We start from the raw sequence: 26,629 nt of genomic DNA, 5'->3' as shown, positions 1-26,629 counted from the left end.
CCTGTGTACGGGCGGTTATTGGCGGGCTTTCTGTTTCGCTTCGAGGAAGCTCGCGCGCATGTCCTTGGCCCAGCCATCCAGCACCGGCTTGACGTCGTTCAGGGTCAGCTTGGTGGTCTTGTTCTCCAGTTCCTGCCCTGTGCCCTTGCGCACTACCTGGGCCAGCACCTTCTGGCTGGCACCATCCAGGAACGCAGCCTCCACACCGACATCCACCTCCTGGTCGCGACCACCCATGGCCGTGTTGACGCCGGCCGAGATCAACGCGATGGGAATGACCTCGTAAGGCTTGAGGCCTTCGTTGCTGGTGGACACCGCCGTGATCGCAGGACGCACCACGAGCACCCCGGGGCCGGGGCCCTTGGCCAGGGGCACGACGCTGCCCATTTCGCGACGCAGGGCCTCATTGAAGTAGCGGGTGATGTCCTGCAGCGTCTGCGCCGAGATGACCTCCGTCGGCTGTGGGCGGGGGTAGAACTGGCTAGGCTCGATGAATACCTGGCTGTACTGGTTGACGTTGACCTTGGGGTCGATCCAGCGCATCACCGGGTCGCCTGAAGGGCTCTTGGTTTCTGCCAGCCGGCTGTAGTCCTTGAGGAAGCCGGAGTAGTCCTTGGGGTCCACGCGGTTGCTAGAGCAGGCAGCAACGGCGAGCAATGCGGCGCACAACAGGGTAATGCGGGGCAATGATTTCATGATGAAAACGCATCCATGATGGGTCGGCCAGAACAACGCTAGCAGGTGCACGACAGATGGCCAGTCCCAGAGTTCAATCGACCTGAAATGGTCATCTGTCGTGGCTGTTCAGCCCAGTGCCTCACGCAAGCGGTACCACAACATGCCCAGCGCCAGCAGCGGCGAGCGCAGTGCCTTGCCGCCGGGGAAGGTCAGGTGCGGAACCGCACTGAACACGTCCAGCCCGCGGCTGTGGCCGAGTGCAATGCTTTCGGCGAGCAGCCTGGCGGTCCAGTGCGTGACGTTCAGCCCGTGCCCGGAGTAGCCCTGGGCGTAATACACGTTGCGTTGCTGGCTGAGGCGACCAACCTGAGGAAAGCGGTTGGCGGTGATGCCGATCATGCCGCCCCATTGGTAATCAATCCGCACCTCGGCCAGTTGCGGGAATACCTTGAGGACCTTGGGCCGCATGTAGCCAGCGATGTCTTTGGGGTCACGGCCGGAATAGTGGCAGGCGCCGCCGAACAGCAGCCGGCGGTCTGCCGTGAGGCGGTAATAGTCCAGGCCGACCTTCTGGTCGCACAGCGCCATGTTCTGCGGGATCAGCTGGCTGGCCAGCGCTTCAGGCAATGGCTCGGTGGCCACCACGTAACTGCCGGCCGGCAGCACCTTGCCGCTCAGCCGCGGCTCCAGTTCATCGAGGTGGGCGTTGCAACCGAGCACCAGGTTACCTGCGCGCACCTTGCCATGGGCGGTGTGTAGCACCACCTCGTTGCCATGCTCGATGCGCAGCACCGGGCTCTGCTCGAAGATGTGCACGCCCAGGCCTTGGGCGGCACGCGCTTCACCCTGGACCAGGTCGAGCGGGTGCAGGTGGCCCGAGCCCATGTCGACCAGGCCGCCGGCGTACTGGTCGCTGGCCACAATCTCGTGCAGCTGGTCGGCGCCGACCAGGCGGGTTTCAGGGCGATAGCCGAGGGCGGCCAGGTCGTCCAGCTCACCCTCGAACGCGGCGAACTGGGCGGCGGTATTGGCCAGTTCGCAAAAGCCCCAGCGCAGGTCGCAGGCAATGCCGTACTGGGCGATGCGGCTGGCCACCAGCGCGACCGAATCGATGCCGGCCTGCTTGAGATAACGCACGCCGTCCTGGCCGACATGCCGGGCAAAACCGCTGACGTCATGACCGATGCCACGGATCAGCTGGCCGCCGTTGCGCCCGCTGGCGCCCCAGCCGATGCGCCGGGCTTCCAGCAGTACCACCGACAGGCCGCGCTCGGCCAGTTCCAGCGCCGTGTTGACGCCGGTCAGCCCGCCACCTACCACGCATACGTCGGCCGTCAGTTCGCCGTCCAGGCTGGGGTAGGGCGCCGCATCGCGTGCCGTGGCGGCGTAGTACGAGGCGACGTGTTGGGTTGTGAAGGACATGGGGTTCTCGGCTCAGCGGTTGGACTTGATCTTGCTCCAGGAGCGGGTCATGACGCGCATGATCTTCGGGCTCGGAGTGCTGGAGATATACAGCTTGTCGAGCACGTCCTGGGGCGGGTAGACCTCGGGGTTGTCGACCAGCGATGCATCCATGTAGGCCTGGGCATCGGGGTTGGCATTGGCGTAGCCGACCGTGGTACTGACCTTGGCGATCACCTTCGGGTCCAGCAGGTAGTTGATGAATGCCAGGGCCTGTTCAGGGTTGTTGGCGTCCTTGGGGATGGCCAGCAGGTCGAACCACAGGTTGCTGCCCTCCTTGGGAATGCTGTACGCGACCTTCACGCCGTTGTTCGCCTCCACGGCGCGGTTGGCGGCCTGGAACACATCGCCGGAATAACCGAAGGCCACGCAGACATCGCCATTGGCCAGGTCGGCAACGTACTTGGAGGAGTGGAAGTAGGTGATGTAGGGGCGCAGCTCGAGCAGTCGGGCTTCGGCCTTGGCGTAGTCGGCCGGCTTTTCGCTGCGCGGGTTCATGCCCAGGTAGTTGAGCACGGCCGGGAACAGCTCGTCGGGCGAGTCCATGAATGCTACGCCGCATTGCTTGAGCTTCTTCAGGTTCTCGGGCTCGAACAGCACGGCCCATGAGTCGACATGATCGACGCCGAGGGCCGCCTTGACCTTGTCGACGTTATAGCCGATGCCGTTGGTGCCCCACAGGTAGGGCACGGCATAGCGGTTGCCGGGGTCGTTCTGTTCAAGCTGCTTGAGCAGCTTGGGGTCCAGGTGCTGCCAGTTGGGCAGCTTGCTGCGGTCCAGCGGCAGGAACGCACCGGCCTGGGCCTGGCGCGCGAGGAAGTGGTTGGACGGTACTACCACGTCATAACCCGTGCGCCCGGCCAGCAGCTTGCCTTCCAGGGTTTCGTTGGAGTCGAACACGTCATAGACCACCTTGATACCGCTGCTGGCCTGGAAGTCGGCCAAGGTGGTGTCGCCGATGTAGTCGGTCCAGTTGTACACGCTGACCGAGGGGGTGGCGTGGCTGGTGCTGGCGAACAGCAGGGTGAACGCGGCGGGTATCAAGGTTTGCAGATGACGCATGGGGACACCTCGTTGGTCTTGTTTTTCGAGTTCGCTGGGGTGTTGCTGTGTGTGCAGGAGCGGCGTTGCGTCGCGATGGGCTGCAAAGCAGCCCAAGGCCTCGGCGCATAGGCACAGATTGTTGGGGCTGCTGCGCAGCCCATCGCGGCGCAAGGCCGCTCCTGCATAGGCGGCATAGGGTTTTCAGACGCTGAGCATCAGGAACTCACGCTCCCACGAGCTGATCACCCGCTTGTAGTTCTCGTGCTCGGCACGCTTGACCGCCACGTAGCCCTGGACGAACTGCTTGCCCAGGTACTGCTGCACGGTCTCGCAGTCTTCCATGTGCTGCAGGGCGTCTTCGATGGTGATCGGCAGGCGCAGGCTGCGCCGTTCGTAGGCACGGCCCTGCACCGCTGCGCTGGGTTCGATTCGCTCGACCATGCCCAGGTAGCCGCACAGCAGGCTGGCGGCAATGGCCAGGTACGGGTTGGCATCGGCACCGGGCAGGCGGTTTTCCACACGCATCGACTCGGGGCTGGAGGTGGGCACGCGCAGGCCGGCGGTGCGGTTTTCCTCACCCCACTCGACGTTCACCGGGGCCGAGGTGTCCGGCAGGAAGCGGCGGAACGAGTTCACGTTGGGGGCGAACATCGGCAGCAGCTTGGGGATGTACTTCTGCAGGCCACCGATGTGGTACAGGAACAGTTGGCTCATGCTGCCGTCTTCATTGGCGAAGATCGGCTTGCCGCTGGCGATGTCGACCACGCTCTGGTGCAGGTGCATGGCGCTGCCCGGCTCGTCGGTGATCGGCTTGGCCATGAAGGTGGCCGCCACATTGTGCTTGAGCGCTGCCTCGCGCATGGTGCGCTTGAACACCGTGATCTGGTCGGCCAGGTCCAGCGCGTCGCCGTGACGGAAGTTGATCTCCATCTGCGCGGGGCCGTCCTCATGGATCAGCGTATCCAGGTCCAGGCCCTGGATCTCGCACCAGTCATAGACATCTTCGAACAGCGGGTCGAATTCATTGGCGGCATCGATCGAGAACGACTGGCGTCCGCTTTCGGCACGGCCGGAACGCCCCAGGGGTACCTGCAGCGGCAGGTCCGGGTCTTCGCAGCGCTGGGTCAGGTAGAACTCCATCTCCGGCGCCACGATCGGCTGCCAGCCTTTGTCGGCATACAGCTTGAGCACCTTCTTCAGGACGTTGCGTGGCGACAGTTCGATGGGGTTGCCCTGCTTGTCAAAGGTGTCGTGGATCACGATCGCGGTCGGTTCGATCGCCCACGGGATCTGGTACACCGCAGTCGGGTCGGGGCGGCAGACCATGTCGATGTCGGCGGCATCGAGCAGGTTGTAGTAGATGTCATCGTCGACGTAGTCGCCGGTAACCGTCTGCAGCAGCACGCTCTCGGGCAGGCGCATGCCGCGCTCGTGGAGAAACTTGGCGGTGGGCGCGATCTTGCCGCGGGCGATACCGGTCAGGTCGCTGATCACGCATTCGACTTCGGTGATCCGGTGTTCTTTCAGCCAGGTGGACAGCTGATCGAAGGGGGCGTTCATACGGACCTCTTGGTTGGGTTTCAGTGTGGGAGCGGGTTTGCGCTGAAACCCGTTACAGGTTTCGAAGCCGTTGCGCTTCCCAGTTGACGCGCTGGAGACTATCTTGGTCGCAGCCCCAGTGGCCGATCTATCCACTTTCTCCGGCAATCAATGCACCAAAAGAGTGCAACTAGGACCGCGCGTGACAACCGCCAATGCCCTGCAAGTCCAGGCCTTCCATACCACCGATGTCACCGAACAGGTGCGTGCCACCCCGGCGTGGCAGCAGCAATACCGGCAGATGTCGCCCGGGCATTTCAGCGGTGAACTGCGTTGTCTGGGGCTGGAGGGGGTGGAGGTGTACGAGGAGCGGCTCAACACCCGGGTCGAGCAGTTTTTCCGCGCACCGAGCGGTTCGCTGGCGTTCTGCTTCGACCGCAGCGAGAACAGCCTGTACCTGTTGAACGAACACAGCCGCAACATCTGGATCACACCGGAGAACTACCAGGAAGTGGCGGTGGTGTTCGACCAGGCCTTCCTGGCCGGCCATGGCCTGGACCCACAGCGTCTCGAAGGGTTGTACATGGTGCCGCTGGGCAGCGGCCAGAACGCGCTGTTCGGCAGCTGGCTGAGCGCCACGCTGACCCGCCTGGGTGAAGCCGATTGCCCGCTGCAGGGGCAGGCCCTGGCAGAACAGCTGCTGGATGACTGCCTGTTCATCCTCGACAACGCTTGCCAACGCCTGCAGGGCGTGGCCCTGGGGCGGCGTGACGAAGAGCGGGCGATCATGCGGCGGGTCAGCGAGTGGGCAGCCGACTGCCCGGAGGAGACCCTGAACCTGGTGGAACTGGCGGCGGTTGCCGGGGTTTCCCTGCGTCAGTTGCAGCAGGCGTTCAAGGCGTTTACCGGAATGTCTCCGGCGCACTGGTTGCGCCTGCGTCGGCTCAACGGTGCGCGGCGCGACCTGCGCAACGGCGGAGCGACCGTGGCCGAGGTGGCGATGCGCTGGTCGTTCTGGCATTTGGGAAGGTTTTCAGAGAGTTACCGGCAGTTATTCAAGGAGTTTCCCAGTGAGACCTTGAAGCGGGGCAGGGGCTGAGCATTGGAACAAGGCTGCCCTCCCAGCAGCACTGAACCCTGCATCGCCAGGCAAAAATTGCTATCGTGCCGGCCTGTTTCCACCCGAGGTGCCGATGTTCTACCTGCCTTTGCCCAGCGACCAGGCCGACCGCCTCGCCAGCGAGCCCGCTACCGCGTTCTTCAGTACCGCCAGCCTGCTGGAAGCCGCGACCGTGCTGTTCGTGCAAAACCTGCCGCGCCAGCCCGCCGCGGCCTCGGCGGACGTACAGGAGCGCCGTTTCGCTGAAATCGTGCGCATCGCCAACGAGGTCGAGAGCGCCGCACCCGGGCGTTTCCAGGGCCAGGTGGCGCAACACTTCGACCGTGAGGCCTTCGCGATGGGCCTGGGCATGCTCGGTGAAAACGGCATCGCCCTGTTGTCCAGCGAGGTGGCGTACCAGGCCGACGAGCTGCTGGACGGCGAAGGCCAGTGGAACTTCCGGTTCGCCGACAGCTACCGCCAGCGCGCAACACCGCTGCACCCGGTATACCTGCCCGCGCTGGCCAGCGACCTGATGCTCAGCGACCAGCAGCACCGGCTGCTGCGCGAGTTTCTCAGTGGCATCGACGAATCGGTGGCCGTGCAGGGTTTCGCCGGTACCGGCAAGACCTTCCTGATTCATCAGTTCGCCCGCCTGCTCGACCCCCAGCGCACGCTGCTGCTGGCATTGACCGAAGGCCAGTTGCGCGCCTTGCAGGCACGGGTCAAGGACGCGGCGGCCTATACGGCGCTGACCTTCGGCCAACTGGCCGACGAGCTGCTCAACCGCGACCTTACCAGCAACGGTTGGCGCCTGCGCGACCCCTACCGCACCAAGCTGTCGTGGCGCCCGCAGGAGGCGCAGGTGGTGCGCTGGCTGGGCATTCCCGACATCGGCCCGCTTGCTGCCCGCCAGGTGGTGGCGTTGTGCATTCGCGCGGTGCGGACCTTCTGCCACAGCGCCGATAGCCAACTGCAGCTGCACCATCTGCCGTGGGCCGGGCCGGGCACCACGCCGCTGGATCAAGAAGTGCTGCTGGAAAAGGCACGGTTGTACTGGCAGGAGCTGATTCGCCCGTCCGCCCGGGAAATCCAGTTGCCGGTACGCGACTACCACCGGGTCAAACTGTTGTCATTGACTGCTGACGTGATCGACAGCCGCTACACCCACGTCATCGTCGACGAGGCCCACGAACTGTCGGCGCCGATGCTCGCCGTGCTCGACCGCAGCCCGCAATCGATCATTGCCCTGGGTGACGAGTTGCAGAACCTCAACGGCCTCAGCCCGCACCATGGCAGCTTCATTCGCCAGCGCTGCATCGACCGCTCACTGCGCGCCGGGCCGGCCATGGACAAGGTGCTCAACCCACTGATCCAGGCACATCCGGCGGCGATCCAGGGGGCCTTCAGCGGCAGCGCCGAGCATTACACCCGGGTCAGCTTCTTCGACACGGTCAGCGTTCCGGAACAGCCCACCGCACTGATCGTCGACGACGAGTGGGGCCTGTTCGGCTGGTTCCAGCGCCTGACGCACCTGAACGTGCCGTTCGTGCTGCTGAAAAGCGCGCGCAAGGACTTCGAGCTGTTCGTCGAGGACTGCATCGAACTGTATCGCCATGGCACCCGGCCCCGTCACCCGATGCTGTTCCGTTATGCCAGTTGGCAAGCGCTGGAGCAGGACAAGGGCGATGACAAGGCATTCGTTGCCGTGGCCAACATGCTGCGCAAGGGCTACACCCCCGAGCACTTTGCCAGGGCCAAGAGCCGTTACCGCTGGGACAAGGCGCCCAAGCTGTTCCTGGGGCGGGTGCGGGATGTGAAGAACATGGAGTTTGCCCGGGTCATGGTATCGCCGGAACTGATGGTGGCGCCGCAGGTGGCAGGGAACCGCAACGAGCGCGCGCGGATGCTGGCCGGGTTGTACACCGCCTGTTCGCGGGCGCGGCATGAACTGATCGTGCCGGGGGGAATGCTGGACTGGGTCAAGGACCAGGTTCGGGATTGAGCTAGATGGGGCTGCTTTGCAGCCCCAGGGCATCAGATCAATTACGATCCAGCCAGACCGTTTGCGCATTGGTGAACTCACGCACACCAAAGTGCGACAGCTCGCGCCCGAAGCCGCTCTTCTTCACCCCGCCGAACGCCACGCGGGGGTCGGAAGCGCAGTAACCGTTGATGAACACGCCACCGGTATCCAGGGCTGCGGTCATGCGCTCGGCCAACGCGTAGTCGGCGGTATAGATGGTCGAGGCCAGGCCGAAGTCGCTGTCGTTGGCCAGCTCCACCGCATGGTCCGCATCACGGGCGCTGATGATCGCCGCCACCGGCCCGAACAGCTCCTGGCGGAACGCCGTCATGTCCGGGGTAACGTCGGCCAGCACGGTCGGCGCATAGAAGTTGGCCACACCGTCGACCTTGTGCCCGCCCAGCAGCAGGATAGCGCCTTCGGCGAGGCTCGCCTGGACCTGGCCATCCAGCTCGTCACGCAGGTCGAAACGGGCCATCGGGCCGATGTAGGTGTCGTCTTCCAGCGGGTTGCCCAGTTTCAGCTCACGCGTGGCGGCGACGAACCTGCGGGTGAATTCCTCCACGACGCTGGCTTCGACGATCAGGCGCTTGGCCGCTGCACAGACCTGGCCGGTGTTCTGGTAGCGGCCGATCACCGCCGCCTTCACGGCGGCATCCAGGTCGGCGTCGGCCAACACGATGAACGGGTCGGAACCGCCCAGTTCCAGCACACACTTCTTCAGCGCCGCGCCAGCCTGCGCACCAATGGCCATGCCGGCCCGCACGCTGCCAGTCAGGGTCACGGCGGCGATGCGCGGGTCGTTGATGGCCCGGGTGACACCGTCCGGGGTCACGTTCAGCACCTCGAACACGCCTTCTGGCAGGCCGGCATCCTTGAACAGCTCGGCCAACAGGTAAGCGCTGCCCATCACGTTCGGGGCATGCTTGAGCACGTAGGTATTGCCAGCCAGGATCGCCGGCACGGCACCGCGCAGCACCTGCCATACCGGGAAATTCCACGGCATCACCGCCAGGATCGGGCCCAGCGGGCGGTATTCGATGCGGGCCTTTTCCACCTGGGTCGGCTCGGCAGCGAGCATCGCCGGGCCGTGCTCGGCGTACCAGCGGCACAGGCCGACGCATTTGCTGACCTCGCCACGGGCCTGGGCGACCGGCTTGCCAATTTCGCGGCTGATCATCTGCGCGAAGGCTTCGGCCTTGGTTTCGAGCGTGCCGGCCAGCGCCAGCAAGTACTCGCTGCGCTGACCCAGCGACACCTGGCGCCACTGGCGGAAGCCAACCTTGGCACGTTGCAGCGCCGCTTCCAGTGCGGCGTCGGTGTCGAACGGGTAGGCGCCGATCTGCTCACCGCTGTACGGGTCGAGGGAGATGGCGTGGGTCAGGCTGCTGATCGCGCTCATGGCGGGACACTCTCGTTGTCGTTGATCCGAGTCGCCAGACTAGTGGGCTAGGGCTTTAATGAAAACTGAATAATAATGAGCGAAACATTCACGTTTGGAGAATGGCTGTGGACCTGGTGCAACTGGAAATCTTCAAGGCGGTCGCCGAGCAGGGCAGCATCAGCGCCGCCGCGCAGCACATCCATCGGGTGCCGTCGAACCTGACTACACGCATCAAGCAGCTGGAGGAAGACCTTGGCGTAGAACTGTTCATTCGTGAAAAGAGCCGCCTGCGCCTGTCCCCGGCAGGCTGGAACTTCCTCGAATACACCCGGCGTATCCTCGACCTGGTTCACGAGGCGCGCCTGACGGTGGCCGGCGAGGACCCGCAAGGCACCTTCGCCCTGGGGTCGCTGGAAAGCACGGCGGCAGTGCGCATCCCGGCCTTGCTGGCGGCGTACAACCAGCGCTACCCCAAGGTCGACCTGGACCTCTCTACCGGGCCATCCGGGACCATGCTCGAGGGCGTGCTGTCCGGGCGCCTGGTGGCGGCATTCGTCGACGGGCCGGTGCTGCACCCGACACTGGAGGGCATGCCGGTATTCGAGGAAGAGATGATGGTCATTGCACCGCTCAACCATGCCCCGGTAACCCGCGCCCGGGACGTCAATGGCGAGAACATCTATGCCTTCCGCGCCAACTGTTCGTACCGCCACCACTTCGAGAACTGGTTCGTCCAGGACCAGGCGGTGCCAGGCAAGATCCACGAAATGGAGTCGTACCACGGCATGCTGGCCTGCGTCAGTGCTGGCGCCGGCCTGGCCATGATGCCACGCAGCATGCTCGACAACATGCCCGGGTGCAGCACGGTCAGTGCCTGGCCGATGTCGGAGGACTTCCGCTACCTGAAAACCTGGCTGGTGTGGCGACGGGGTACGGTGTCGCGCAGTCTGAGCATGTTCGTGAAATTACTTGAAGAACGCCGCACAAGCTGATGTCCAAGCGGGAAAAACTGCGCATTAAAGCGAATTTCATGCAGGCGACCACGCGTCTGCACGAACACTGTCTGTTCAGGAGGATCAGATAATAGGTAAGCCATCCTCGAACGGAGGGTCGTACCATGCGTAATCATCACTATGCCCTGGGCGCGGCACTACTGGTCGCCCTGGCGCTGCCCTGGACCCTGGCGGCCGCCGCCGACCTGAATGCCCCGATCGACATGCAGGCCGTGCAGTTGCAGCCACAGGAGCAGAATGGCGTACGCTACCTGCAAGGCGGCATTGGCCAGGACGAGGCCAATGCCCTGCGCCAGACCCCGGGCTATGACCTCCACGTCGAACTCTCGACCGGCCCGGAAGGCAAGTTCCAGAGCGGTGCCAACGTGGATATCCAGAATGCTCAGGGGCAGCCTGTGCTCAGCATCCCAGATGCCGGGCCGCTGCTGTACGTACAGTTGCCGCCGGGCAAATACAAAGTCACTGGCAACGCCCAGGGCGAGACGGTGCAACAGGTGGTGACGGTCAACGGCAAGTCACCGGCGACCGTCAACCTGAACTGGCGTTGATGATGCACGCGGCGGGAGTACAGTTGTACTCCCGCCTGCAGGAGGCACATTGTCATGAGCCTGGAGCAGCAACTGCAAACGTTGGACGAGCAGGGCTATGTACTGCTGCCCGCGGTGCTCGACCCCTTGCGCATCGCCTTGTTGCGCTGTGCCATCGATGACTTGCAGCCGATCCACTGGGACTACCAGGGGCTGCTGGAACACTACAAGTGCGTGTTCAACCGCAACCCGTTGTGGTTGCCGTTTCTCGACCTGCCAGCGCTGATCGCCCTGGCCGAGGCGGCACTGGGCGCTGACTGCCATGTGATCGGGCAGACCGCATGGCGCAGCCACCCGGGCTACCCCGGCATCGCCTTGCACCTGGACCACCTGCCCATGCAGTTGCCCGACTGGCTCAGCGAACGCGGCGACTTCGTGCAACCCGTGCAGATCCTGACGGCGCAGCTGTACCTCAGCGACATCGACCAGGCGATCGGGCCGACCTGGATCGTGCCCGGCAGCCACCGCGCGGCGCGGCCGCCGCAGGCTGGCGAGGACCAGTGGCAGGGTCGCAAGGCCGAGCCGGTGCTATGCAGGGCAGGGGATGCGCTGGTGTTTCGCAGTGATGTCTGGCACAGCGGCGGGGCCAATTGCAGCCATGCATGTGAGCGCGACATGCTGCAGGTGCACTACGGCCGACGCATGGTGGCGCAGAAGTTTTCACCCTACCTGAACTGGCGCTTCAACCCGCAGGTGCTGGAGGCGGCAACGCCCCGGCAGCGCCGCCTGCTGGGTGAGCATGCCGAAGCGGAATACGACTGAGGCGCCAGGCCCGGCATGCCCGATACGGATCGAAGGAATTAGCCAATAGTGGCAATACACTTTCAACTTTCTGATTATCTGGACAATAATCAGGAAAGTATTACTTCATGTGACCGGTGCTCAGGTAGCGGTCACCCAGAATATCGAGGGGCACAAGCCCCCGCTTGTTGTATGACCATCAGGAGAAGTCATTGATGAAAACCCGCCTAGCAGCTTCGCTGGCCGCTGCAGTGCTGGCGTTTGCCGGGGCCAATCTGGCCCAGGCAGCGCAGGTGTCCGGCGCCATTGGCGCCACCGGCCAAGGCGACATGACCTACCGTATCGGGCTGTCGTTCGACTGGGACAAGAAATGGCTGGAAAGCAGCACCGGCTACGTGAGCGGCTATTGGGATGCCGCCTACACCTACTGGGAGGGCGGTGAAGCCAGTGGCGCCCATTCGCTGTCGCTCAGCCCGGTATTCACCTATGAATTCAGCGGTTTCAGCTACACCCCGTACATCGAGGCCGGTATCGGCCTGGCGGCGTTTTCCAAGACCGACGTGGGCGATCAGCGCCTGGGCTCGTCGCTCAACTTCGAAGACCGCATCGGCTTTGGCCTTAAGTTGCCGGGGGAGCAGAAGGTCGGGATCCGCGCGATGCACTACTCCAATGCCGGGCTCAAGCAGCCTAACGACGGGATCGAGTCGTACTCGCTGTTCTACAGCAAAGGCTTCTGAGACCCCGCGGGCCGCTTCGCGGCCCATCGTGACACAAGGCCGCCGCGCTTCCTGTCAGCGGCCTCAGCCGCGATCACCGGCGCAGCCGGTGCCAGCCACGTCGCCTGCTTCGTGGATAAATCCGCTTCTGCATGGGTGGCTGCACCGGCTTCGATTTGACGCGGTACCTGTAGCGGCCTTGTGTCGCGATGGGCTGCAAGGCAGCCCCGGGAACTGTCAGAAGGTATACGAAACCCCGGCCTGCACCGTGCGCGGCGCCCCCGGATAGACGTAGTTGTTGAACGCTCCCTCGTCATAGCCTTTGTTGAACAGGTTCTTCACGTCCAGGTTCAAGCGCACGTGTTCGTTGACCTTGTAGAAGCTCAACAGGTCGACCACGCTGTAGCTTTCCATGGTGTAGGTACTGGCCGCCGTCTGCCCGGCCCGGTCATCCACGTACTTCACGCCGACGCCCACACCCAGTCCCTTGGCCAGGCCATCCTGAAACTCGTAGGTGTTCAGCAGGCTGAAGCTGTTGCGCGGGATATTGGCCAGGTGGGTGCCCTTGGGCAACGTCGTGTCCTCGGTCACTTCGGCGTCAACGTAGGCATAGCCCCCGATCATGCGCCATTCCGGGGTGAGGTTGCCGGCGATGTTGATATCCAGGCCACGGCTGCGTACTTCGCCGGCGGCGACCTTGTAGGTACCGGTGGGGTCGTTCGGGTCGTTGGCCAGTACGTTTTCCTTGACGATGTGGTAGATCGCCGCGTCGACGCTCAGTTGGCGATCGAGTGCCTCCCATTTCACACCCAGCTCGTAGGACTTGCCTTTTTCCGGGTTGAAACCACCGCTGCCGCTGCCGGCAGGTGTGCCAGTGTTGGGTTTGAACGAACGGGCGGTGTTGGCGTAGACCGCAACGGTATCTGTCAGATCGTAGATCGCGCCGAAGCGCGGCGTGACGCCGTTTTCGGCCTTGCTGAAGTCGCGGTTCGCCGGCAGCTTGTCGTCGTAATCATGCTCGAAACGTTCGAAGCGAACCCCGGCCAGCACTTTCAGCCGCTCGGTGAGGGCCACCTGGTCCTGGATGAATGCAGCCCAGGTCTTGAGGTTTTCCTTGTCGTGGGTGGAGATGCGGGTCAGAGCCGGGCGGGGCTGGCCCAGTACCGGGTCGAAGAGGTCGATCGGATAGGCGCCGGCACCACTGGCGGAGCGCTGAATGATCGAGTTGTAGTCGTAGTCTTCGTATTCGATACCCGTCAGCAGGGTATGGCTGAAGCCGCCAGTGTCGAAGTGGCCCGTGAGGTTGAGTTGGTAGTCGCGGTCGGTCCACTCCAGTTTGCGGTAGTTGAAGTTGCGCCCCAGTGTACGACCGTCGGCCTGCAAGGTGTTGGCCTCCACGGCGTTGCCCTTGAGCGAGCCGTCGAGCCACTGCATGCCGCCGCCCAGCGTCCAGTTGTCATTGAGCAGGTGCTCGAAGCGCAACTGGGCCATGTTGTTGTCGTTGTGCAGCAGGTTGTCGCTGCCTTTCTCCCAGATGTTGGTGTCGCGCGAGGCTGTGCCGAGCTGGCCGGGCAGGCGGGTCAGGCCACGGTCCAGCGGGTGATTGTTGCGCATGAAGTCGCCCTCGAAGACGACCTTGGTGCTGTCGTTGACCTGCCAACTGAGCACCGGCGCCACGTCGTAGCGCTCGCTTTCCACGTCGTCGCGGAAGCTGTCGCCGCCTTCACCCAGCAGGTTCAGGCGGTAGGCCAGCGAGCCATCCTGGTTCAGCGGCCCCGTAGCGTCCAGGGTGGCACGGTGCATGCCCTGGTCATCGAACTGGCTGCCCAGGGTAACCTTCGACTCTGGCAGCGGCTGCTTGCTGACCACGTTGAAAGTGCCGCCGGGGTCACCGCGGCCATACAGGCTGCTGGCCGGGCCACGGAGCACCTCCAGGCGCTCGACGGTGTTGGCGTCCGGGGCGTTGGGGTAACCGCGGTTGATCGGGAAGCCGTTGCGGTAGAACTCGCCGCTGGTAAAGCCGCGCACGGTGAAGGTGGTCAGGCCCTGGCCACCAAAGTTGTTGGCGCGGCCGACGCCGCCGGCGTAGTCAAGGCCGTCCTGCAGGCGCGTGGCGCCCGTGTCTTGCAGAACGTCCTTGGGCACCACGCTGACCGATTGCGGGGTTTCATGCAGCGCGGTGTCGGTGCGGGTGGCGCTGGCCGAGCGGGTGGCCTTGTAGCCGTCCACCGGGCCATCGGCACGTTCACTGTCGGCGCTGCTGGTAATGCTCAGGGCCTGCAGTTCGATCTGGGAGGGCGTGGCGAGCGATTCTGGCTCGGCAAAGGCCAACGGGGAGACGGCATGAAGCACACAAAGCGAAACGAACGTGCGACGCATCGACGGGACGATCCTGAAGTAGAGCGCTGAAGGTAAGGGGCTGGAGCGGCGCAAAACTACTACGAATCATTATCAAATGCATTATTTTTATGTGGCACTGTTGTACCAGATACCAAGCAGGCGATTCGGAGCGGGCCTGTTCGCGGGCACGCTCGCGAACAGGCCAGCGAGACCCACATTCAACGAAGCGCCTTGATCGCCAGCACATTGCACAGCGGATGTTCCAGGACATGCGCGGTGGTCCCGCCCAGGAAGGTCTGCAGGGCGTCGTGCCGGTGGCTACCCATCACGATCACATCTGCCCGGTTATGGCCGACGAACTGGGCAATCGCCTTGATCGCAGGGCCTTCCAGAAAGTGCCGACGCTCCAGCGGGATCTGATGGTGGTCGCCCAGGCGGTTGAACGCCGCGTGCTGGGCGGCCCGCAGGCTGCTGTCGAAGCCGGGCATGGTGACCGTGCCGGCGCCGAAGTCGGCAATGTGGGCCTTCGCCGCATCGCACACATGCAGCAGGTGCAGCTCGGCGTTGCACTGCAGGGCCAGCGCATGGGCACTGTGGATCACCTGCTGGTCCAGGTGCTCGCCGGGGCCGTGGCTGTTCAGGTCCACTGCAGCAGCGATCTGCCGGGGCAGGGGCAGGCGGATATCGCTGACCAGGTGCACGGCCACCGGGCTGTCCTTGAGCAGCTGCCAGTCCAGTGGCGTCACCAGCAGGCGCTTGAGCACCGGTTCGTGCTGCACGTCCTTGATCAGCAGGTCGCAGCCCAGGCGTTCGACCCGTTCCAGCACACTGCTCAGCGGGTCACGGGTCAGCAGCAGCTCGGTGGACACATCCAGGCCGGCATTGGCCAGTTGTTCGGCTTCGTCCGCCAGCCATTGGCGGTTGTCGCTGAGCAGCCGTTCGCGTTCGCGGCTATCGCTCATCAGGCCGAACGTGTCGACATCGTCGACGAACACATTGATGTCCAGCAGGGCCCCGTTGGATTCCGCCAACGCCGCCGCGCGCTGCAGCGCCGGCGTGTGACGCATCTGCGGGCCGAGCATGACGAACAGACGCTTGAACTGGCTCATCGCACACCTCCACGTGTGGCAGCCCCCCGGTTGATCTGGTCATGTTCAGTCTAGACCGGTGCAGCGTACAGCGGGGCGATGGGTCGGGTATGATGCGTGCCCCATCTTTGTCACGAGGCCCGTCCCATGTCCCTGAGTGCTGCACAGATCGGCGAGTACCGCGCCTTTGCCGAGCAGTTGGCCGATGCTGCCGCTGAAGCGATCAAGCCCTACTTTCGCGCCAGCCTGGCTGTCGAGGACAAGGGCGGGCGTTTGTACGACCCGGTGACCGTGGCCGACAAGGCGGCCGAAGATGCCATGCGCGCGCTGATTCAGGCGCATTACCCCGAGCATGGCATTCTCGGCGAGGAGGCCGGGGTGGCGGTCGGCAGCTGCCCGCTGACCTGGGTGCTCGACCCGATCGACGGCACCCGCGCCTTCATCACCGGCCTGCCGCTGTGGGGCACACTGATTGCCCTTAACGACGGCACGCAGCCGGTGGTAGGGGTGATGAACCAGCCATTCACCGGGGAGCGTTTCGTCGGCACGCCGGAAGGCGCCTGGCGCAACGGTACGCCACTGAAGACCCGCGCCTGCAGTGACCTGGCCTCGGCCACGCTGATGTGCACTACCCCGGACATGTTCGATACCGCTGAACGCAAGGCTGCATTCGAGGCGGTTGCCGGCAAGGCGCGGCTGATGCGCTACGGCGGCGATTGCTATGCCTATTGCATGCTGGCCAGCGGGTTTGTCGACGTGATCGTCGAGGCCAGCCTGCAGCCGTATGACGTCCAGGCGCTGATGCCGATCATCGCAGGGGCGGGTGGGGTGATCACCGCATGGGATGGCAGCAGCGCGCAGAATGGTGGCTGCGTGGTGGCTTGCGGTGACCCTGCGCTGCATGCGCAGATGGTGAAGATGTTACGCAATGCCATGTGAGCGGCGTGCTGCTTGTGCAGGCCTTGTCGCGGGGACTGCACATTGTCCACGGATTGTAGGGGTGGAGGCTCGCTAGCTCCCCAGGCACTGCACTTTTTCCCGTTTCCGGGCTCTATGCTTGGCCAGGCTGTGCCGATCCCCGGTACAGCCGCTGAATATCGACCCGGTGCCGATGGTTGCAAGCAGTCCCAAAATCCTCTCGCGCCTGCTGCTGGTTGGCGCCTTCAGCTGCCTGTGCGCCTGCACCCAGGAACAAGGCCGCGACATGCTCGACCAGTTCGGCAAAGGCAAGCCCAGCGAGCTGTTCCAGACCAGCGTCGACCGCATGGCCACGCTGTCCATGCGCGATAACCTGCAGAGCTTGTACCTGCTGATGAACAAGCTGTACCTGCGCAACCCCAGCCAGTGGAAACTGTCCGGCTACGTGGACGCGGCCACTGCCGAGCGGCAGATCCGCATCGCCATCGAACAACGCCAGCCGCTGCCGCAACTGGGCCAGCGCCGTGACCTGGCGGCCTTGAGCTATGCCCTGAGCCCGGAGTTTCGCGGCGACCGGGTAGGCGCGTTCATCTACGCGATTGGCAGCATGCTGATCACGGCGCATGGCGGGCGTACCGAGTTCTACATGACCGATACCATCGACCCGCTGTTCGTCAACAACGCTGCACGCAATATCGAAAAGGCTACCTGGATGCTGAGCCAGCGGCAGGATGCCAACGGCGAACTGCTGCTGTTCTCCAATGAAATCTCCGAAGACGGCAGCAACCTCAGTTTCGCCGTGGAGTTCGGCAAGATCGTGGCACGCCTGGATTTGCTCGCCGAGTTGCTGGACGAGCGGTATCGGCGGATTGGTCTGAATTATGCGCAGAGCCTGTTGTTGATGAACTTCTTGCCTGTGCAGTGAATGCAGCAGAGGCGAGCAGCCGCTACACGGAAATACCGTTCGATAATCGAACGCCTGCGGCAACGAGCTGTGCGCTATCCGCCCGTCATTCGCGCAGCTGCGTTGCCCACCCCCGGCCAATTTGCTTAAGTGGGCCCATGCACCGGTTGTCGCTTGCCCCGCGCCTGCGCCAGCCGGCTCGATAGACTGACCGTGACGACCGCAACCACAGCCCACCGGGCCGTAGGAAGCGGCGACCAGAACAACAACGATACCGAGTGCCTTGCCTATGGAAAGCCGCCTGCTGAGCGAGCGCAGTAGCGTGTTTCATCACGCCGACCCCTATGCTGTGTCCGATTATGTCAACCAGCATGTAGGCCAGCATTGCATCGGTCTGTCCCGCACCACCCATCCGCAGGCCAGCCTCAGCCACCGCAAGTTTGCCGAACTCGACTTGTGCCGCATCAGCTACGGCGGCAGTGTGCGGGTCACCTCGCCAGCGCTGGAAACCATCTATCACCTGCAGGTACTGATCAATGGCAACTGCCTGTGGCGCGGGCCCAAGCATGAGCAGCACCTGGCGCCGGGCGAGTTGCTGCTGATCAACCCGGATGACCCGGTCGACCTGACCTATTCGGAAGACTGCGAAAAATTCATCCTCAAGGTGCCGACCCGGCTGCTCGAATCGATCTGTGACGAACAGCGCTGGCAGCGGCCAGATGGCGGCGTGCGCTTCCTGCGCAACCACTACCGGCTGGAGGAGCTGGACGGTTTCGTCAACCTGCTGGCAATGGTCTGCCATGAAGCGGAAGCCAGTGGTTCGCTGCCAAGGGTGCAAGGCCATTACAGCCAGATCGTCGCCAGCAAGCTATTGACGCTGATGAGTACCAATATCCGCCGCGAGAGCCTGGGTTCCCCCGGTGCAAGCCTGGAACGGATCCTCGACCACATCGAACGCAACCTGAAGCTCGAGCTTTCCGCCGAAGCATTGGCAGAGCAGGCATGCATGAGCCTGCGCTCGTTGTATGCATTGTTCGACCGGCAGCTGGGCACCACGCCCAAGCAGTATGTACGCCAACGCAAGCTGGCGCAGGTGCATGCCTGCCTGGGCGACGCCAGTTGCTCAGTGCGCAGCGTGACCGAACTGGCCATGGACTATGGCTTCCTGCACCTGGGGCGGTTTTCCGAGGTGTATCGGCAGCAGTTCGGCGAGCTGCCATCGGAAACCTTGCGCAACCGGCGCTGAACACACCCACCACCTGCACAAAACGGATAGCACCGCGCACAAAGCGGATATTGCTGCCGCCTACCAATCCCTAACCTGACTAGGTCCAGACAATAACAAGGGAGACCCTGGCCATGTCCCTGGGATTCGACTACCTCAATGCCTTGCTCGAGGATGACCGTGAAAAGGGCATCTACCGCTGCAAGCGCGAGATGTTCACCGACCCACGCCTGTTCGACCTGGAGATGAAACACATCTTCGAGGGCAACTGGATCTACCTGGCCCACGAAAGCCAGATTCCCGAGAACAACGACTTTCTCACCCTGACCATGGGGCGCCAGCCGATCTTCATCGCGCGCAACAAGGACGGTGAGCTGAATGCTTTCCTCAACGCCTGCAGCCACCGTGGCGCCATGCTCTGTCGACACAAGCGCGGCAACCGCTCCAGCTACACCTGCCCGTTCCACGGCTGGACGTTCAACAACAGCGGCAAACTGCTGAAAGTGAAGGACCCCGGCAATGCCGGCTACCCCGACAGCTTCAACTGCGACGGTTCCCACGACCTGACCAGGGTGGCGCGCTTCGAGTCGTACCGGGGCTTTCTGTTCGGCAGCCTGAAAGCCGACGTCAAACCGCTGGTCGAACACCTCGGCGAGTCGGCGAAAATCATCGACATGATTGTCGACCAGTCGCCAGAAGGCCTGGAAGTGCTGCGTGGGGCCAGTTCCTATATCTACGAAGGTAACTGGAAGCTCACTGCCGAAAACGGTGCCGACGGTTACCACGTCAGTTCCGTACACTGGAACTACGCCGCCACCCAGAACCAGCGCAAGCAGCGAGAGGCGGGCGAGGAGATCAAGACCATGAGCGCCGGGGCCTGGGCCAAGCAGGGCGGTGGTTTCTACTCCTTCGACCACGGCCACCTGCTGCTGTGGACGCGCTGGGCCAACCCCGAAGACCGCCCGGCCTACGAGCGCCGTGAGCAGCTGGCGGCCGACTTCGGCCAGGCGCGTGCCGACTGGATGATCGAGAACTCGCGCAACCTGTGCCTGTACCCGAACGTGTACCTGATGGACCAGTTCAGCTCGCAGATCCGCATCGCCCGGCCGATTTCGGTGAACAAGACCGAAATCACCATCTATTGCATCGCGCCGAAAGGCGAGAGCGCCGATGCCCGCGCCAAGCGCATTCGCCAGTACGAAGATTTCTTCAACGTCAGCGGCATGGCCACCCCGGACGACCTCGAAGAGTTCCGCTCGTGCCAGACCGGCTACGGCGGCGGCAGCGGCTGGAACGACATGTCCCGCGGGGCTGCGCACTGGGTGCAAGGCGCCGACGAGGCGGCCAGGCAGATCGAGCTCAAGCCGCTGTTGTCTGGCGTGCGCACCGAGGACGAAGGCTTGTTCGTGCTGCAGCACAAGTACTGGCAGGACAGCATGATCCAGGCCCTGAAGGACGAACAGCAACTGATCCCCGTGGAGGCCGTGCAATGAGCCTGTATGACACCGTGCGCGACTTCCTCTACCGCGAGGCGCGCTACCTGGACGACGCGCAATGGGACCAGTGGCTGGAGCTTTACGCCAGCGATGCCACCTTCTGGATGCCGAGCTGGGACGATGACGACACCCTGACCGAGGACCCGCAAAGCGAAATCTCGCTGATCTGGTACGGCAACCGCGGCGGCCTGGAAGACCGCGTGTTCCGGATCAAGACCGAGCGTTCCAGCGCGACCGTGCCCGACACCCGCACCTCGCACAACATCAGCAACATCGAGATCGTCGGGCAGGCTGACGGGCTGTGCCAGGTGCGCTTCAACTGGCACACCCTGAGCTTCCGCTACAAGACCACCGACAGCTACTTCGGCAGCAGTTTCTACACCCTCGACCTGCGCGGCGAGCAGCCGCTGATCAAGGCCAAGAAGGTGGTGCTGAAGAACGACTACGTGCGCCAGGTCATCGACATCTACCACATCTGAACCAGGGTTTTGCCAGTGCTGCCCGGTGCGTCCTGCGATGCGCCGTGGCCCGGCTCGCCCCGCGAGGTGCAACATGAGCTACCAGATCGCATTGAATTTCGAAGACGGGGTAACCCGCTTCATCGAAGCCAGCGGCCATGAAAGCGTGGCCGACGCTGCCTACCGTCAGGGCATCAACATTCCACTGGACTGTCGCGACGGCGCCTGCGGTACTTGCAAGTGCAAGGCCGAGTCCGGCCGTTACGAGCTGGGCGACAACTTCATCGAGGACGCCCTGAGCGAAGACGAAATCGCCGAAGGCTACGTGCTGACCTGCCAGATGCGCGCTGCAAGCGACTGTGTGATCCGCATTCCGGCCTCGGCGCAGCTGTGCAGGACCGAGCACGCCTGTTTCGAGGCTGCGATCAGCGACGTGCGCCAGCTGTCGGCCAGTACCATCGCCCTGTCGCTCAGGGGGGAGGCGCTCAACCGCCTGGCGTTTTTGCCCGGGCAGTACGTCAACCTCAAGGTACCGGGCAGCGAGCAGAGTCGCGCGTATTCGTTCAGTTCGCTGCAGAAGGACGGTGAAGTCAGCTTCCTGATCCGCAACGTGCCGGGCGGGCTGATGAGCAGTTTCCTGACCAACCTGGCCAAGGCCGGCGACAGCATGACCCTGGCCGGGCCACTGGGCAGCTTCTACCTGCGGCCGATCCAGCGCCCGCTGCTGTTGCTGGCCGGTGGCACCGGCCTGGCACCGTTCACGGCAATGCTGGAGAAGATCGCCGAACAGGGCAGCGAGCACCCGTTGCACCTGATCTACGGCGTGACCAACGACTTCGACCTGGTCGAGCTCGACCGTCTGCAGGCCTTGGCGGCGCGCATCCCCAACTTCACCTTCAGCGCCTGCGTGGCCAACCCTGGCAGCCAATACCCACGCAAGGGTTACGTGACCCAGCACATCGAGCCGCGCCACCTCAACGATGGCGATGTCGACGTGTACCTGTGCGGCCCGCCGCCGATGGTCGAGGCGGTGAGCCAGTACGTGCGTGAGCAAGGCATCACCCCGGCGAACTTCTACTACGAGAAGTTCGCGGCGGCGGCCTGATCCCTTTTATTCCGAACATTACACCGCCCCCTGTGGGAGCAGGTTCACCCGCGAAGAGGCCAGCAGATACAGCGGCTTTGGGTCGTCGGACCATTCGCGGGTAAACCCGCCCCCCACAGGGACTGCGGGCAGGCGGAGATGTGCAAGATGAACAACAGATTCCAAGGCAAGGTCGCCCTGGTGACCGGCGCCGCCCAGGGCATTGGCCGTGGCGTGTGCTGGCGGCTCAAGGCCGAAGGCGCGCAGGTGGTCGCGGTAGACCGCTCCGAACTGGTCCACGAACTGGCCGGCGAGGGCATGCTCACCCTCACTGCCGACCTCGAACAGCATGCCGACTGCGCGCAGGTGATGGCCAGCGCTGTGGCCGCCTTCGGCCGCCTCGACATCCTGGTCAACAACGTTGGCGGCACGATCTGGGCCAAGCCTTTCGAGCACTACCAGGTGGAGCAGATCGAAGCCGAAGTGCGCCGCTCGCTGTTCCCCACGCTGTGGTGCTGCCACGCCGCCTTGCCGTACATGCTCGAGCGTGGCAGCGGCGCCATCGTCAATGTCTCGTCGATCGCCACCCGGGGCATCAACCGCGTGCCGTACGGGGCGGCCAAGGGCGGCGTCAACGCGCTCACCGCCTGCCTGGCATTCGAAACGGCGGGCCGCGGCATCCGCGTCAACGCCACCGCGCCCGGCGGCACTGAAGCGCCGCCCCGGCGCGTGCCGCGCAACAGCGCCGAACAGACCGAGCAGGAACAGCGCTGGTACCAGCAGATCGTCGAGCAGACCCTCGACAGCAGCCTGATGCACCGCTACGGCAGCATCGACGAGCAGGTGGGCGCAATTCTGTTCCTCGCTTCCGACGAGGCCTCGTACATCACCGGCGTGACGTTGCCGGTGGGCGGCGGCGACCTCGGCTGAATGCGAGCGGGGAATTGCACCTCGCGGCTGGATGAGGGTAGCTTGCGCAAACCTACCCTTCAGGAATGCCACCTTTGGACTCCATCACCCAAGCCGTTCTCGGCGCCGCCCTGCAAGGTACCGTGCTGGGCCGCATCCAGGGCCGCCGTTCGCTAGTGTATGGTGCAGCGCTGGCCACGCTGCCCGACCTGGACGTGATCATCCGCTACGCCGACCCGGTGTCGCAGATGACCTACCATCGCGGCTTTTCCCATTCGTTGTTCGTGCTTAGCGGGCTGGCCTTGCTGCTGGCCTGGCTGGTCGGCAAGTGCTGGCCCGGCAAAGGCTACACCTTGCCCAGGCTGTTCCTGGCATTCTGGCTGGTCCTGGTCACCCACCCATTGCTGGATGCGTTCACGGTCTACGGCACGCAATTGTTCTGGCCGTTGCAGACCACTCCGCTGAGTTGGGCGGCGGTATTCATCATCGACCCGGTCTACACCCTGCCGCTGCTGGCAGCGGTCATCTATGCGAGTATCCAGGGGGTGACGGCCAAGGCGACGCGGTGGCTGAGCCTGGCCCTGCTGTTCAGCACCGCCTACCTGGGTTTCGGCCTGGCCGGGCGCATGGCCGCCGAGCAGCGCTTCGAGGCAGCGCTCGACCAGCAAGGGATTGTCGCAAGCGAGGTACGTGCGGTGCCCATCGCGTTCAACAGCCTCATCTGGCGGGTGCTGGCCAAGACCCCGGATGGCGGTTACTACGAAGGCATCAGCAGCCTGTTCGACCGGCAAGCTCCGGAAATGCAGCATTTGCCGCGCAACCTCGAACTGGCCGGGGCACTCGCCGACCACCCTTTGCACCAACGCTTGCGCTGGTTCACCGATGACTGGCTGCGTTACGACCGGGTCGGCGACGCACTGGTGGTGACCGACCTGCGCATGGGGATACCCGGTAACTATACGTTCCGCTTCAGCATGGCTCACCGCGACAGCCTGGGACGCTGGATTGCCGATGTCCCGTCGCTGTGGCAGGGCGCCGGGCCGGGGTCGATGTTCAATGGCGATGACCTGGTGCTGATCTGGCGACGTATCGTCGAACAGCAACCGCCGTTGCCGCTGGCTACCTGGACCGGCCGTTACCTGGGGGGCGGTACGGCCGAACGCTGACGGCCTGTGCTGCGTGCAGTTTCATGCCGGATCAAGCCGGAGAGTCAACTGCGGGCCAACCGCCCACTCACATAATGCGCCACATCATTGAACCCGGGCGTCGAGGCATGCCCGGGCGTTACCAGCGAGTCAATGAAGGCTTCATCCTCGGCAGTGATCTGCACCGTCAGGGCGCCGCCATAGGTATCCCACTGTTGTTCCGTCCGCGGCCCGACGATCGCCGAACTGACCAGCCGGTTGTTCAGTACCCAGGCAATCGCGAACTCGACCATGCCTACGCCCTTGGCCTGCACATAGGCCTGGATCTGCCGGGCGATGGCCAGCGACTCCTGGCGCCACTCCACTTCCATGATGCGCTTGTCCTGACGCCCGGCACGGCTGCCAGTGGCCGGTGCGGCGCCCGGGGCATACTTGCCGCTGAGCACGCCACGCGCCAGCGGGCTGTACGGCACCACGCCCAGGCCATGGGCGGCGGCGGCAGTCAGTTGCTCGGCTTCCGCCTGGCGGTTGACGATGTTGTACAGCGGCTGGCTGATCACCGGCCTGGGGACGCCCAGGCGCTCGGCAATGTGGCACACCTCGGCGATCCGCCAGCCGCGGAAGTTGGATACGCCCCAATAGCGGATCTTGCCCTGGCGCAGCAGGTCGCCAATGGCCTGCACGCTTTCTTCCAGCGGCACCTGATGGTCTTCGCGGTGCAGGTAGTAGATGTCCAGGTAGTCCGTGTCCATGCGCGTCAAGGTGGCGTGCAGGGCATTGAAGATGTGCTTGCGCGACAGCCCGCTGCGGTTGGGCAGGCCATCGGCCGGGCCGAAGCCGACCTTGCTGGCGACGATCCAGTCCTGGCGTTGGCGGGCGACCGCTTCGCCGACGATTTCTTCCGAGCGCCCGGCGTTGTACACGTCGGCGGTGTCGATGAAGTTGATGCCCTGGTCCCAGGCCTTGTCGATGATGCGCAAGGCGTCCTCGGTGCGGGTCTGTTCGCCGAACATCATGCTGCCCAAGGTCAGGGCGGAAACCTGCAGGCCACTATGGCCGAGGCGGCGGTAGATCATGCGCGTGGTCCTTTTGCAGTCGGCTGAGCTGCTTGTTTTACACGCAACCGGGGCGCATTGAAAGGCGCCGCTCAGCCGATCAGGGCCAAGGCCTGCGCCAGGCTCAATGGCCGCTTCATGCGCTGGGACAGCGTCGCCATGGCATCGGAATAACCTTTGGCAATGACCGCTTCGACCTGTTCATCGACACATTGCAAGGCGATGAAGTCGCCTTGCTCCGGCGCGCCGACGAATTCGATTCGGTTCCAGTCCCGGGCATGCCCCAATACCTCATAGGTGCGGCCGTGCTGGTAGGTCCAGAAGAACGGCACGTCGGCGTAGCGGCGCTGTTCGCCGAGCATGTTGGCAGCGGCAATCACCCCGTGCTGCTGGGCCAGGCGCCAGTGCTCGATACGCACCGGGCGCCCGCCGAGCGGGAAGGTGGCGATATCGCCGGCGGCCCACAGGCCCTCTGCGACGCGCATTTCGGCATTCACTTGCAGCGATTTGTCGGCGCCCGGCAGCACACCCTGCAGGAACGCAGTGGCCGGCCTCACCCCGGTACCCAGCAGTACCAGTGGCGTCTGCAAGCGCTCGCCGTTTGCCAGCAACACGGCTTCGACCTTGCCTTGGCCTTCGATGCGCTGGACTTCGGTCGGGCCATGGAAGACGACCCCTTTGCGCTCATGCAGCTCGCGGATACTGCGGCCGATACGCTCGCCCAGCTGGCGGGCCAGGGGCACCTGATGGCGGGTAACCAGGTGCACCTGCAGGCCATACTTGCGCAACGCCGAGGCCGCTTCCAGGCCGATGAAACCGTCGCCGACGATCACCGCCGGCTGGCCGGGTTCGGCAGCGTCAAGCAACTGCGCGGCATCCTCCCGCGAGCGCAGGGTGAACACCCCAGGCAGCTCGACACCTGGTATCTCCGGCCGCTGCGCCTTGCCACCGGTGGCCAGCAGGCAGGCGTCATAGTCGATCTGCTGGCCGTCGGCCAGGGTGAGCTGGCGCTTCTCGCTGTCCAGTATGCGCACCTTGCCATGCTTGCGTTCCAGCCGGCCCTTGCGCAGGACGTCGGCGCCGAGCAGGGCTGGTACTTCGTCGGGCGACATCTGCCCGGCGATCACGAATTTGCTGAGTGAGGTACGGTCGTAGGCGGGCTGGCGTTCCTGGTCGATCCAGACCAGGCGGCCGGCGAAGCCATGCGCCAGCAGGGTGGCGACCGCGGCGCTGCCGGCGGCACCGGCGCCGACCACCACGAAGCAGCGGGCGTCGCTGTGCCGGGGTGGTTCGATGGCAGGCAAGGGCTGGTCATCGACCCACACCTGGTCGCCTTCGACCCAGGCCTTGTAGCGGCGCAGGTCGGCCAAGGCCGGCGGCTCGCACAGCGCGCCTTCGTCAACCGCGAACGCGGCCTTGTGCCAGGGGCAGACCAGCAGGCCGCCACACACCACGCCTTCATCGAGCGGGGCGCCTTCATGGGGGCAGGTGGCCTGGTAGGCGTGCACCTGGTCGCCTTGGCGGATCAGGATGAGTTCTTCGCTGCCGGCCTGGACGCGCAGGGGGCGGTGTTCGTCAAGCTGGGCCAGGCGGGCCACGGCGTGCTGGGTCATTGGCGTTCTCCTGAGGGCCTTTGCAACCATTTGACGCCTGGGCCGGAGCGGGGATGCGCCAAGCTGACGATCGGAGAGGGCACGCCACTGCTGGCGGTAGGAGCGG

The 26,629-nt window shown here is 64.2% G+C and carries 23 protein-coding genes; 14 read left to right on the top strand and 9 right to left on the bottom strand.

The annotated features are described in order from the left end of the window. Window positions 1–15: 15 nt before the first annotated feature. From QSV36_RS24580 to QSV36_RS24565, 4 genes are all read right to left on the bottom strand, one after another. Window positions 16–696: a DUF3313 domain-containing protein gene (locus tag QSV36_RS24580; RefSeq protein WP_289135526.1), complete on the bottom strand. Its 681-nt coding sequence runs from the start codon at window positions 694–696 to the stop codon at window positions 16–18. Window positions 697–804: 108 nt separating this feature from the next. Further along, a complete protein-coding gene (locus QSV36_RS24575) occupies window positions 805–2,100 on the bottom strand; it encodes an NAD(P)/FAD-dependent oxidoreductase (RefSeq protein ID WP_289135523.1) in 1,296 nt (431 codons plus the stop codon). 12 nt (window positions 2,101–2,112) lie between these two features. Further along, entirely contained in the window at window positions 2,113–3,201 is a 1,089-nt protein-coding gene (locus tag QSV36_RS24570; RefSeq protein WP_289135520.1) for a polyamine ABC transporter substrate-binding protein, read from the bottom strand. 183 nt (window positions 3,202–3,384) lie between these two features. Beyond that, window positions 3,385–4,743 (bottom strand): glutamine synthetase family protein, encoded by a 1,359-nt coding sequence (locus QSV36_RS24565; RefSeq protein WP_289135517.1) that lies wholly within the window; start codon window positions 4,741–4,743, stop codon window positions 3,385–3,387. A 181-nt stretch (window positions 4,744–4,924) separates the two neighbouring features. On the opposite strand from QSV36_RS24565, the gene QSV36_RS24560 reads away from it, so the two are divergent. Both QSV36_RS24560 and QSV36_RS24555 read left to right on the top strand, forming a co-directional pair. Beyond that, entirely contained in the window at window positions 4,925–5,821 is an 897-nt protein-coding gene (locus QSV36_RS24560; protein ID WP_289135514.1) for a helix-turn-helix domain-containing protein, read from the top strand. Between the two features lie 94 nt (window positions 5,822–5,915). Beyond that, window positions 5,916–7,826: an ATP-binding protein gene (locus QSV36_RS24555; RefSeq protein ID WP_289135511.1), complete on the top strand. Its 1,911-nt coding sequence runs from the start codon at window positions 5,916–5,918 to the stop codon at window positions 7,824–7,826. A gap of 37 nt (window positions 7,827–7,863) precedes the next feature. Here QSV36_RS24555 and QSV36_RS24550 read toward each other — a convergent pair whose 3' ends face one another. After that, a complete protein-coding gene (locus tag QSV36_RS24550) occupies window positions 7,864–9,249 on the bottom strand; it encodes an aldehyde dehydrogenase family protein (RefSeq protein WP_289135508.1) in 1,386 nt (461 codons plus the stop codon). 107 nt (window positions 9,250–9,356) lie between these two features. On the opposite strand from QSV36_RS24550, the gene ptrR reads away from it, so the two are divergent. The 4 genes from ptrR (at window position 9,357) to QSV36_RS24530 (ending at window position 12,309) form a co-directional block, all read left to right on the top strand. Then, entirely contained in the window at window positions 9,357–10,223 is an 867-nt protein-coding gene (ptrR, locus tag QSV36_RS24545) for a putrescine utilization regulator PtrR (protein WP_289135740.1), read from the top strand. A 125-nt stretch (window positions 10,224–10,348) separates the two neighbouring features. Further along, window positions 10,349–10,792: a carboxypeptidase regulatory-like domain-containing protein gene (locus QSV36_RS24540; RefSeq protein WP_289135505.1), complete on the top strand. Its 444-nt coding sequence runs from the start codon at window positions 10,349–10,351 to the stop codon at window positions 10,790–10,792. Window positions 10,793–10,846: 54 nt separating this feature from the next. Next, complete coding sequence (locus QSV36_RS24535; RefSeq protein ID WP_289135502.1) at window positions 10,847–11,593, top strand: phytanoyl-CoA dioxygenase family protein; 747 nt, start codon at window positions 10,847–10,849, stop codon at window positions 11,591–11,593. A gap of 194 nt (window positions 11,594–11,787) precedes the next feature. Beyond that, window positions 11,788–12,309: an acyloxyacyl hydrolase gene (locus QSV36_RS24530; RefSeq protein WP_289135499.1), complete on the top strand. Its 522-nt coding sequence runs from the start codon at window positions 11,788–11,790 to the stop codon at window positions 12,307–12,309. Between the two features lie 216 nt (window positions 12,310–12,525). Here QSV36_RS24530 and QSV36_RS24525 read toward each other — a convergent pair whose 3' ends face one another. Beyond that, window positions 12,526–14,667, bottom strand: a complete 2,142-nt coding sequence (locus QSV36_RS24525) for a TonB-dependent siderophore receptor (protein ID WP_289135496.1) — start codon at window positions 14,665–14,667, stop codon at window positions 12,526–12,528. A gap of 179 nt (window positions 14,668–14,846) precedes the next feature. After that, window positions 14,847–15,737, bottom strand: coding sequence for a universal stress protein (locus tag QSV36_RS24520; RefSeq protein ID WP_289135493.1), 891 nt, complete (start codon window positions 15,735–15,737; stop codon window positions 14,847–14,849). Window positions 15,738–15,863: 126 nt separating this feature from the next. On the opposite strand from QSV36_RS24520, the gene hisN reads away from it, so the two are divergent. From hisN to QSV36_RS24480, 8 genes are all read left to right on the top strand, one after another. Beyond that, window positions 15,864–16,655 carry a histidinol-phosphatase gene (hisN, locus tag QSV36_RS24515; protein WP_289135491.1) on the top strand — a complete coding sequence of 264 codons (792 nt, stop codon included), beginning with the start codon at window positions 15,864–15,866 and terminating at the stop codon, window positions 16,653–16,655. 172 nt (window positions 16,656–16,827) lie between these two features. After that, window positions 16,828–17,559 (top strand): hypothetical protein, encoded by a 732-nt coding sequence (locus QSV36_RS24510; protein ID WP_289135488.1) that lies wholly within the window; start codon window positions 16,828–16,830, stop codon window positions 17,557–17,559. Window positions 17,560–17,827: 268 nt separating this feature from the next. Then, entirely contained in the window at window positions 17,828–18,784 is a 957-nt protein-coding gene (locus QSV36_RS24505) for an AraC family transcriptional regulator (protein ID WP_289135485.1), read from the top strand. A 113-nt stretch (window positions 18,785–18,897) separates the two neighbouring features. Then, window positions 18,898–20,256, top strand: coding sequence for a benzoate 1,2-dioxygenase large subunit (gene benA, locus QSV36_RS24500; protein ID WP_289135482.1), 1,359 nt, complete (start codon window positions 18,898–18,900; stop codon window positions 20,254–20,256). Then, window positions 20,253–20,738 carry a benzoate 1,2-dioxygenase small subunit gene (gene benB, locus QSV36_RS24495; protein ID WP_170029966.1) on the top strand — a complete coding sequence of 162 codons (486 nt, stop codon included), beginning with the start codon at window positions 20,253–20,255 and terminating at the stop codon, window positions 20,736–20,738. Before benA ends, benB begins: the two co-directional genes overlap by 4 nt. A 73-nt stretch (window positions 20,739–20,811) precedes the next feature. Beyond that, complete coding sequence (gene benC / locus QSV36_RS24490; RefSeq protein WP_289135478.1) at window positions 20,812–21,822, top strand: benzoate 1,2-dioxygenase electron transfer component BenC; 1,011 nt, start codon at window positions 20,812–20,814, stop codon at window positions 21,820–21,822. A 147-nt stretch (window positions 21,823–21,969) separates the two neighbouring features. Further along, on the top strand, window positions 21,970–22,731 hold the full coding sequence (locus QSV36_RS24485; RefSeq protein WP_289135476.1) for a 1,6-dihydroxycyclohexa-2,4-diene-1-carboxylate dehydrogenase: 762 nt from the start codon (window positions 21,970–21,972) through the stop codon (window positions 22,729–22,731). 74 nt (window positions 22,732–22,805) lie between these two features. After that, the gene (locus tag QSV36_RS24480; RefSeq protein ID WP_289135475.1) at window positions 22,806–23,876 is read left to right on the top strand and encodes a metal-dependent hydrolase; all 1,071 of its coding nucleotides are present in this window, start codon (window positions 22,806–22,808) and stop codon (window positions 23,874–23,876) included. Window positions 23,877–23,920: 44 nt separating this feature from the next. On the opposite strand, the gene QSV36_RS24475 is transcribed toward QSV36_RS24480, so the two are convergent. Further along, window positions 23,921–24,931 carry an aldo/keto reductase gene (locus QSV36_RS24475; protein ID WP_289135473.1) on the bottom strand — a complete coding sequence of 337 codons (1,011 nt, stop codon included), beginning with the start codon at window positions 24,929–24,931 and terminating at the stop codon, window positions 23,921–23,923. Window positions 24,932–25,002: 71 nt separating this feature from the next. Then, a complete protein-coding gene (locus tag QSV36_RS24470; RefSeq protein WP_289135471.1) occupies window positions 25,003–26,523 on the bottom strand; it encodes an FAD-dependent oxidoreductase in 1,521 nt (506 codons plus the stop codon). Between the last annotated feature and the right edge of the window lie 106 nt (window positions 26,524–26,629).

Origin of the sequence: Pseudomonas sp. BCRC 81390, from assembly GCF_030341915.1 — a bacterium.
Taxonomy (GTDB): Bacteria; Pseudomonadota; Gammaproteobacteria; order Pseudomonadales; family Pseudomonadaceae; genus Aquipseudomonas.
This window is presented reverse-complemented; position numbering and strand designations above follow the sequence as displayed.

Bases quoted from the DNA above. Each gene is read 5' to 3' on its own strand.
- hisN (WP_289135491.1), top strand. From the start codon at position 15,864: ATGTCCCTGAGTGCTGCACAGATCGGCGAGTACCGCGCCTTTGCCGAG.
- benA (WP_289135482.1), top strand. From the start codon at position 18,898: ATGTCCCTGGGATTCGACTACCTCAATGCCTTGCTCGAGGATGACCGT.
- QSV36_RS24550 (WP_289135508.1), bottom strand. From the start codon at position 9,249: ATGAGCGCGATCAGCAGCCTGACCCACGCCATCTCCCTCGACCCGTAC.
- QSV36_RS24570 (WP_289135520.1), bottom strand. From the start codon at position 3,201: ATGCGTCATCTGCAAACCTTGATACCCGCCGCGTTCACCCTGCTGTTC.
- benB (WP_170029966.1), top strand. From the start codon at position 20,253: ATGAGCCTGTATGACACCGTGCGCGACTTCCTCTACCGCGAGGCGCGC.
- QSV36_RS24475 (WP_289135473.1), bottom strand. From the start codon at position 24,931: ATGATCTACCGCCGCCTCGGCCATAGTGGCCTGCAGGTTTCCGCCCTG.
- QSV36_RS24525 (WP_289135496.1), bottom strand. From the start codon at position 14,667: ATGCGTCGCACGTTCGTTTCGCTTTGTGTGCTTCATGCCGTCTCCCCG.
- QSV36_RS24520 (WP_289135493.1), bottom strand. From the start codon at position 15,737: ATGAGCCAGTTCAAGCGTCTGTTCGTCATGCTCGGCCCGCAGATGCGT.
- QSV36_RS24505 (WP_289135485.1), top strand. From the start codon at position 17,828: ATGGAAAGCCGCCTGCTGAGCGAGCGCAGTAGCGTGTTTCATCACGCC.
- QSV36_RS24565 (WP_289135517.1), bottom strand. From the start codon at position 4,743: ATGAACGCCCCCTTCGATCAGCTGTCCACCTGGCTGAAAGAACACCGG.
- QSV36_RS24530 (WP_289135499.1), top strand. From the start codon at position 11,788: ATGAAAACCCGCCTAGCAGCTTCGCTGGCCGCTGCAGTGCTGGCGTTT.
- benC (WP_289135478.1), top strand. From the start codon at position 20,812: ATGAGCTACCAGATCGCATTGAATTTCGAAGACGGGGTAACCCGCTTC.
- QSV36_RS24555 (WP_289135511.1), top strand. From the start codon at position 5,916: ATGTTCTACCTGCCTTTGCCCAGCGACCAGGCCGACCGCCTCGCCAGC.
- QSV36_RS24470 (WP_289135471.1), bottom strand. From the start codon at position 26,523: ATGACCCAGCACGCCGTGGCCCGCCTGGCCCAGCTTGACGAACACCGC.
- QSV36_RS24575 (WP_289135523.1), bottom strand. From the start codon at position 2,100: ATGTCCTTCACAACCCAACACGTCGCCTCGTACTACGCCGCCACGGCA.
- QSV36_RS24540 (WP_289135505.1), top strand. From the start codon at position 10,349: ATGCGTAATCATCACTATGCCCTGGGCGCGGCACTACTGGTCGCCCTG.
- QSV36_RS24485 (WP_289135476.1), top strand. From the start codon at position 21,970: ATGAACAACAGATTCCAAGGCAAGGTCGCCCTGGTGACCGGCGCCGCC.
- QSV36_RS24535 (WP_289135502.1), top strand. From the start codon at position 10,847: ATGAGCCTGGAGCAGCAACTGCAAACGTTGGACGAGCAGGGCTATGTA.
- QSV36_RS24580 (WP_289135526.1), bottom strand. From the start codon at position 696: ATGAAATCATTGCCCCGCATTACCCTGTTGTGCGCCGCATTGCTCGCC.
- QSV36_RS24510 (WP_289135488.1), top strand. From the start codon at position 16,828: ATGGTTGCAAGCAGTCCCAAAATCCTCTCGCGCCTGCTGCTGGTTGGC.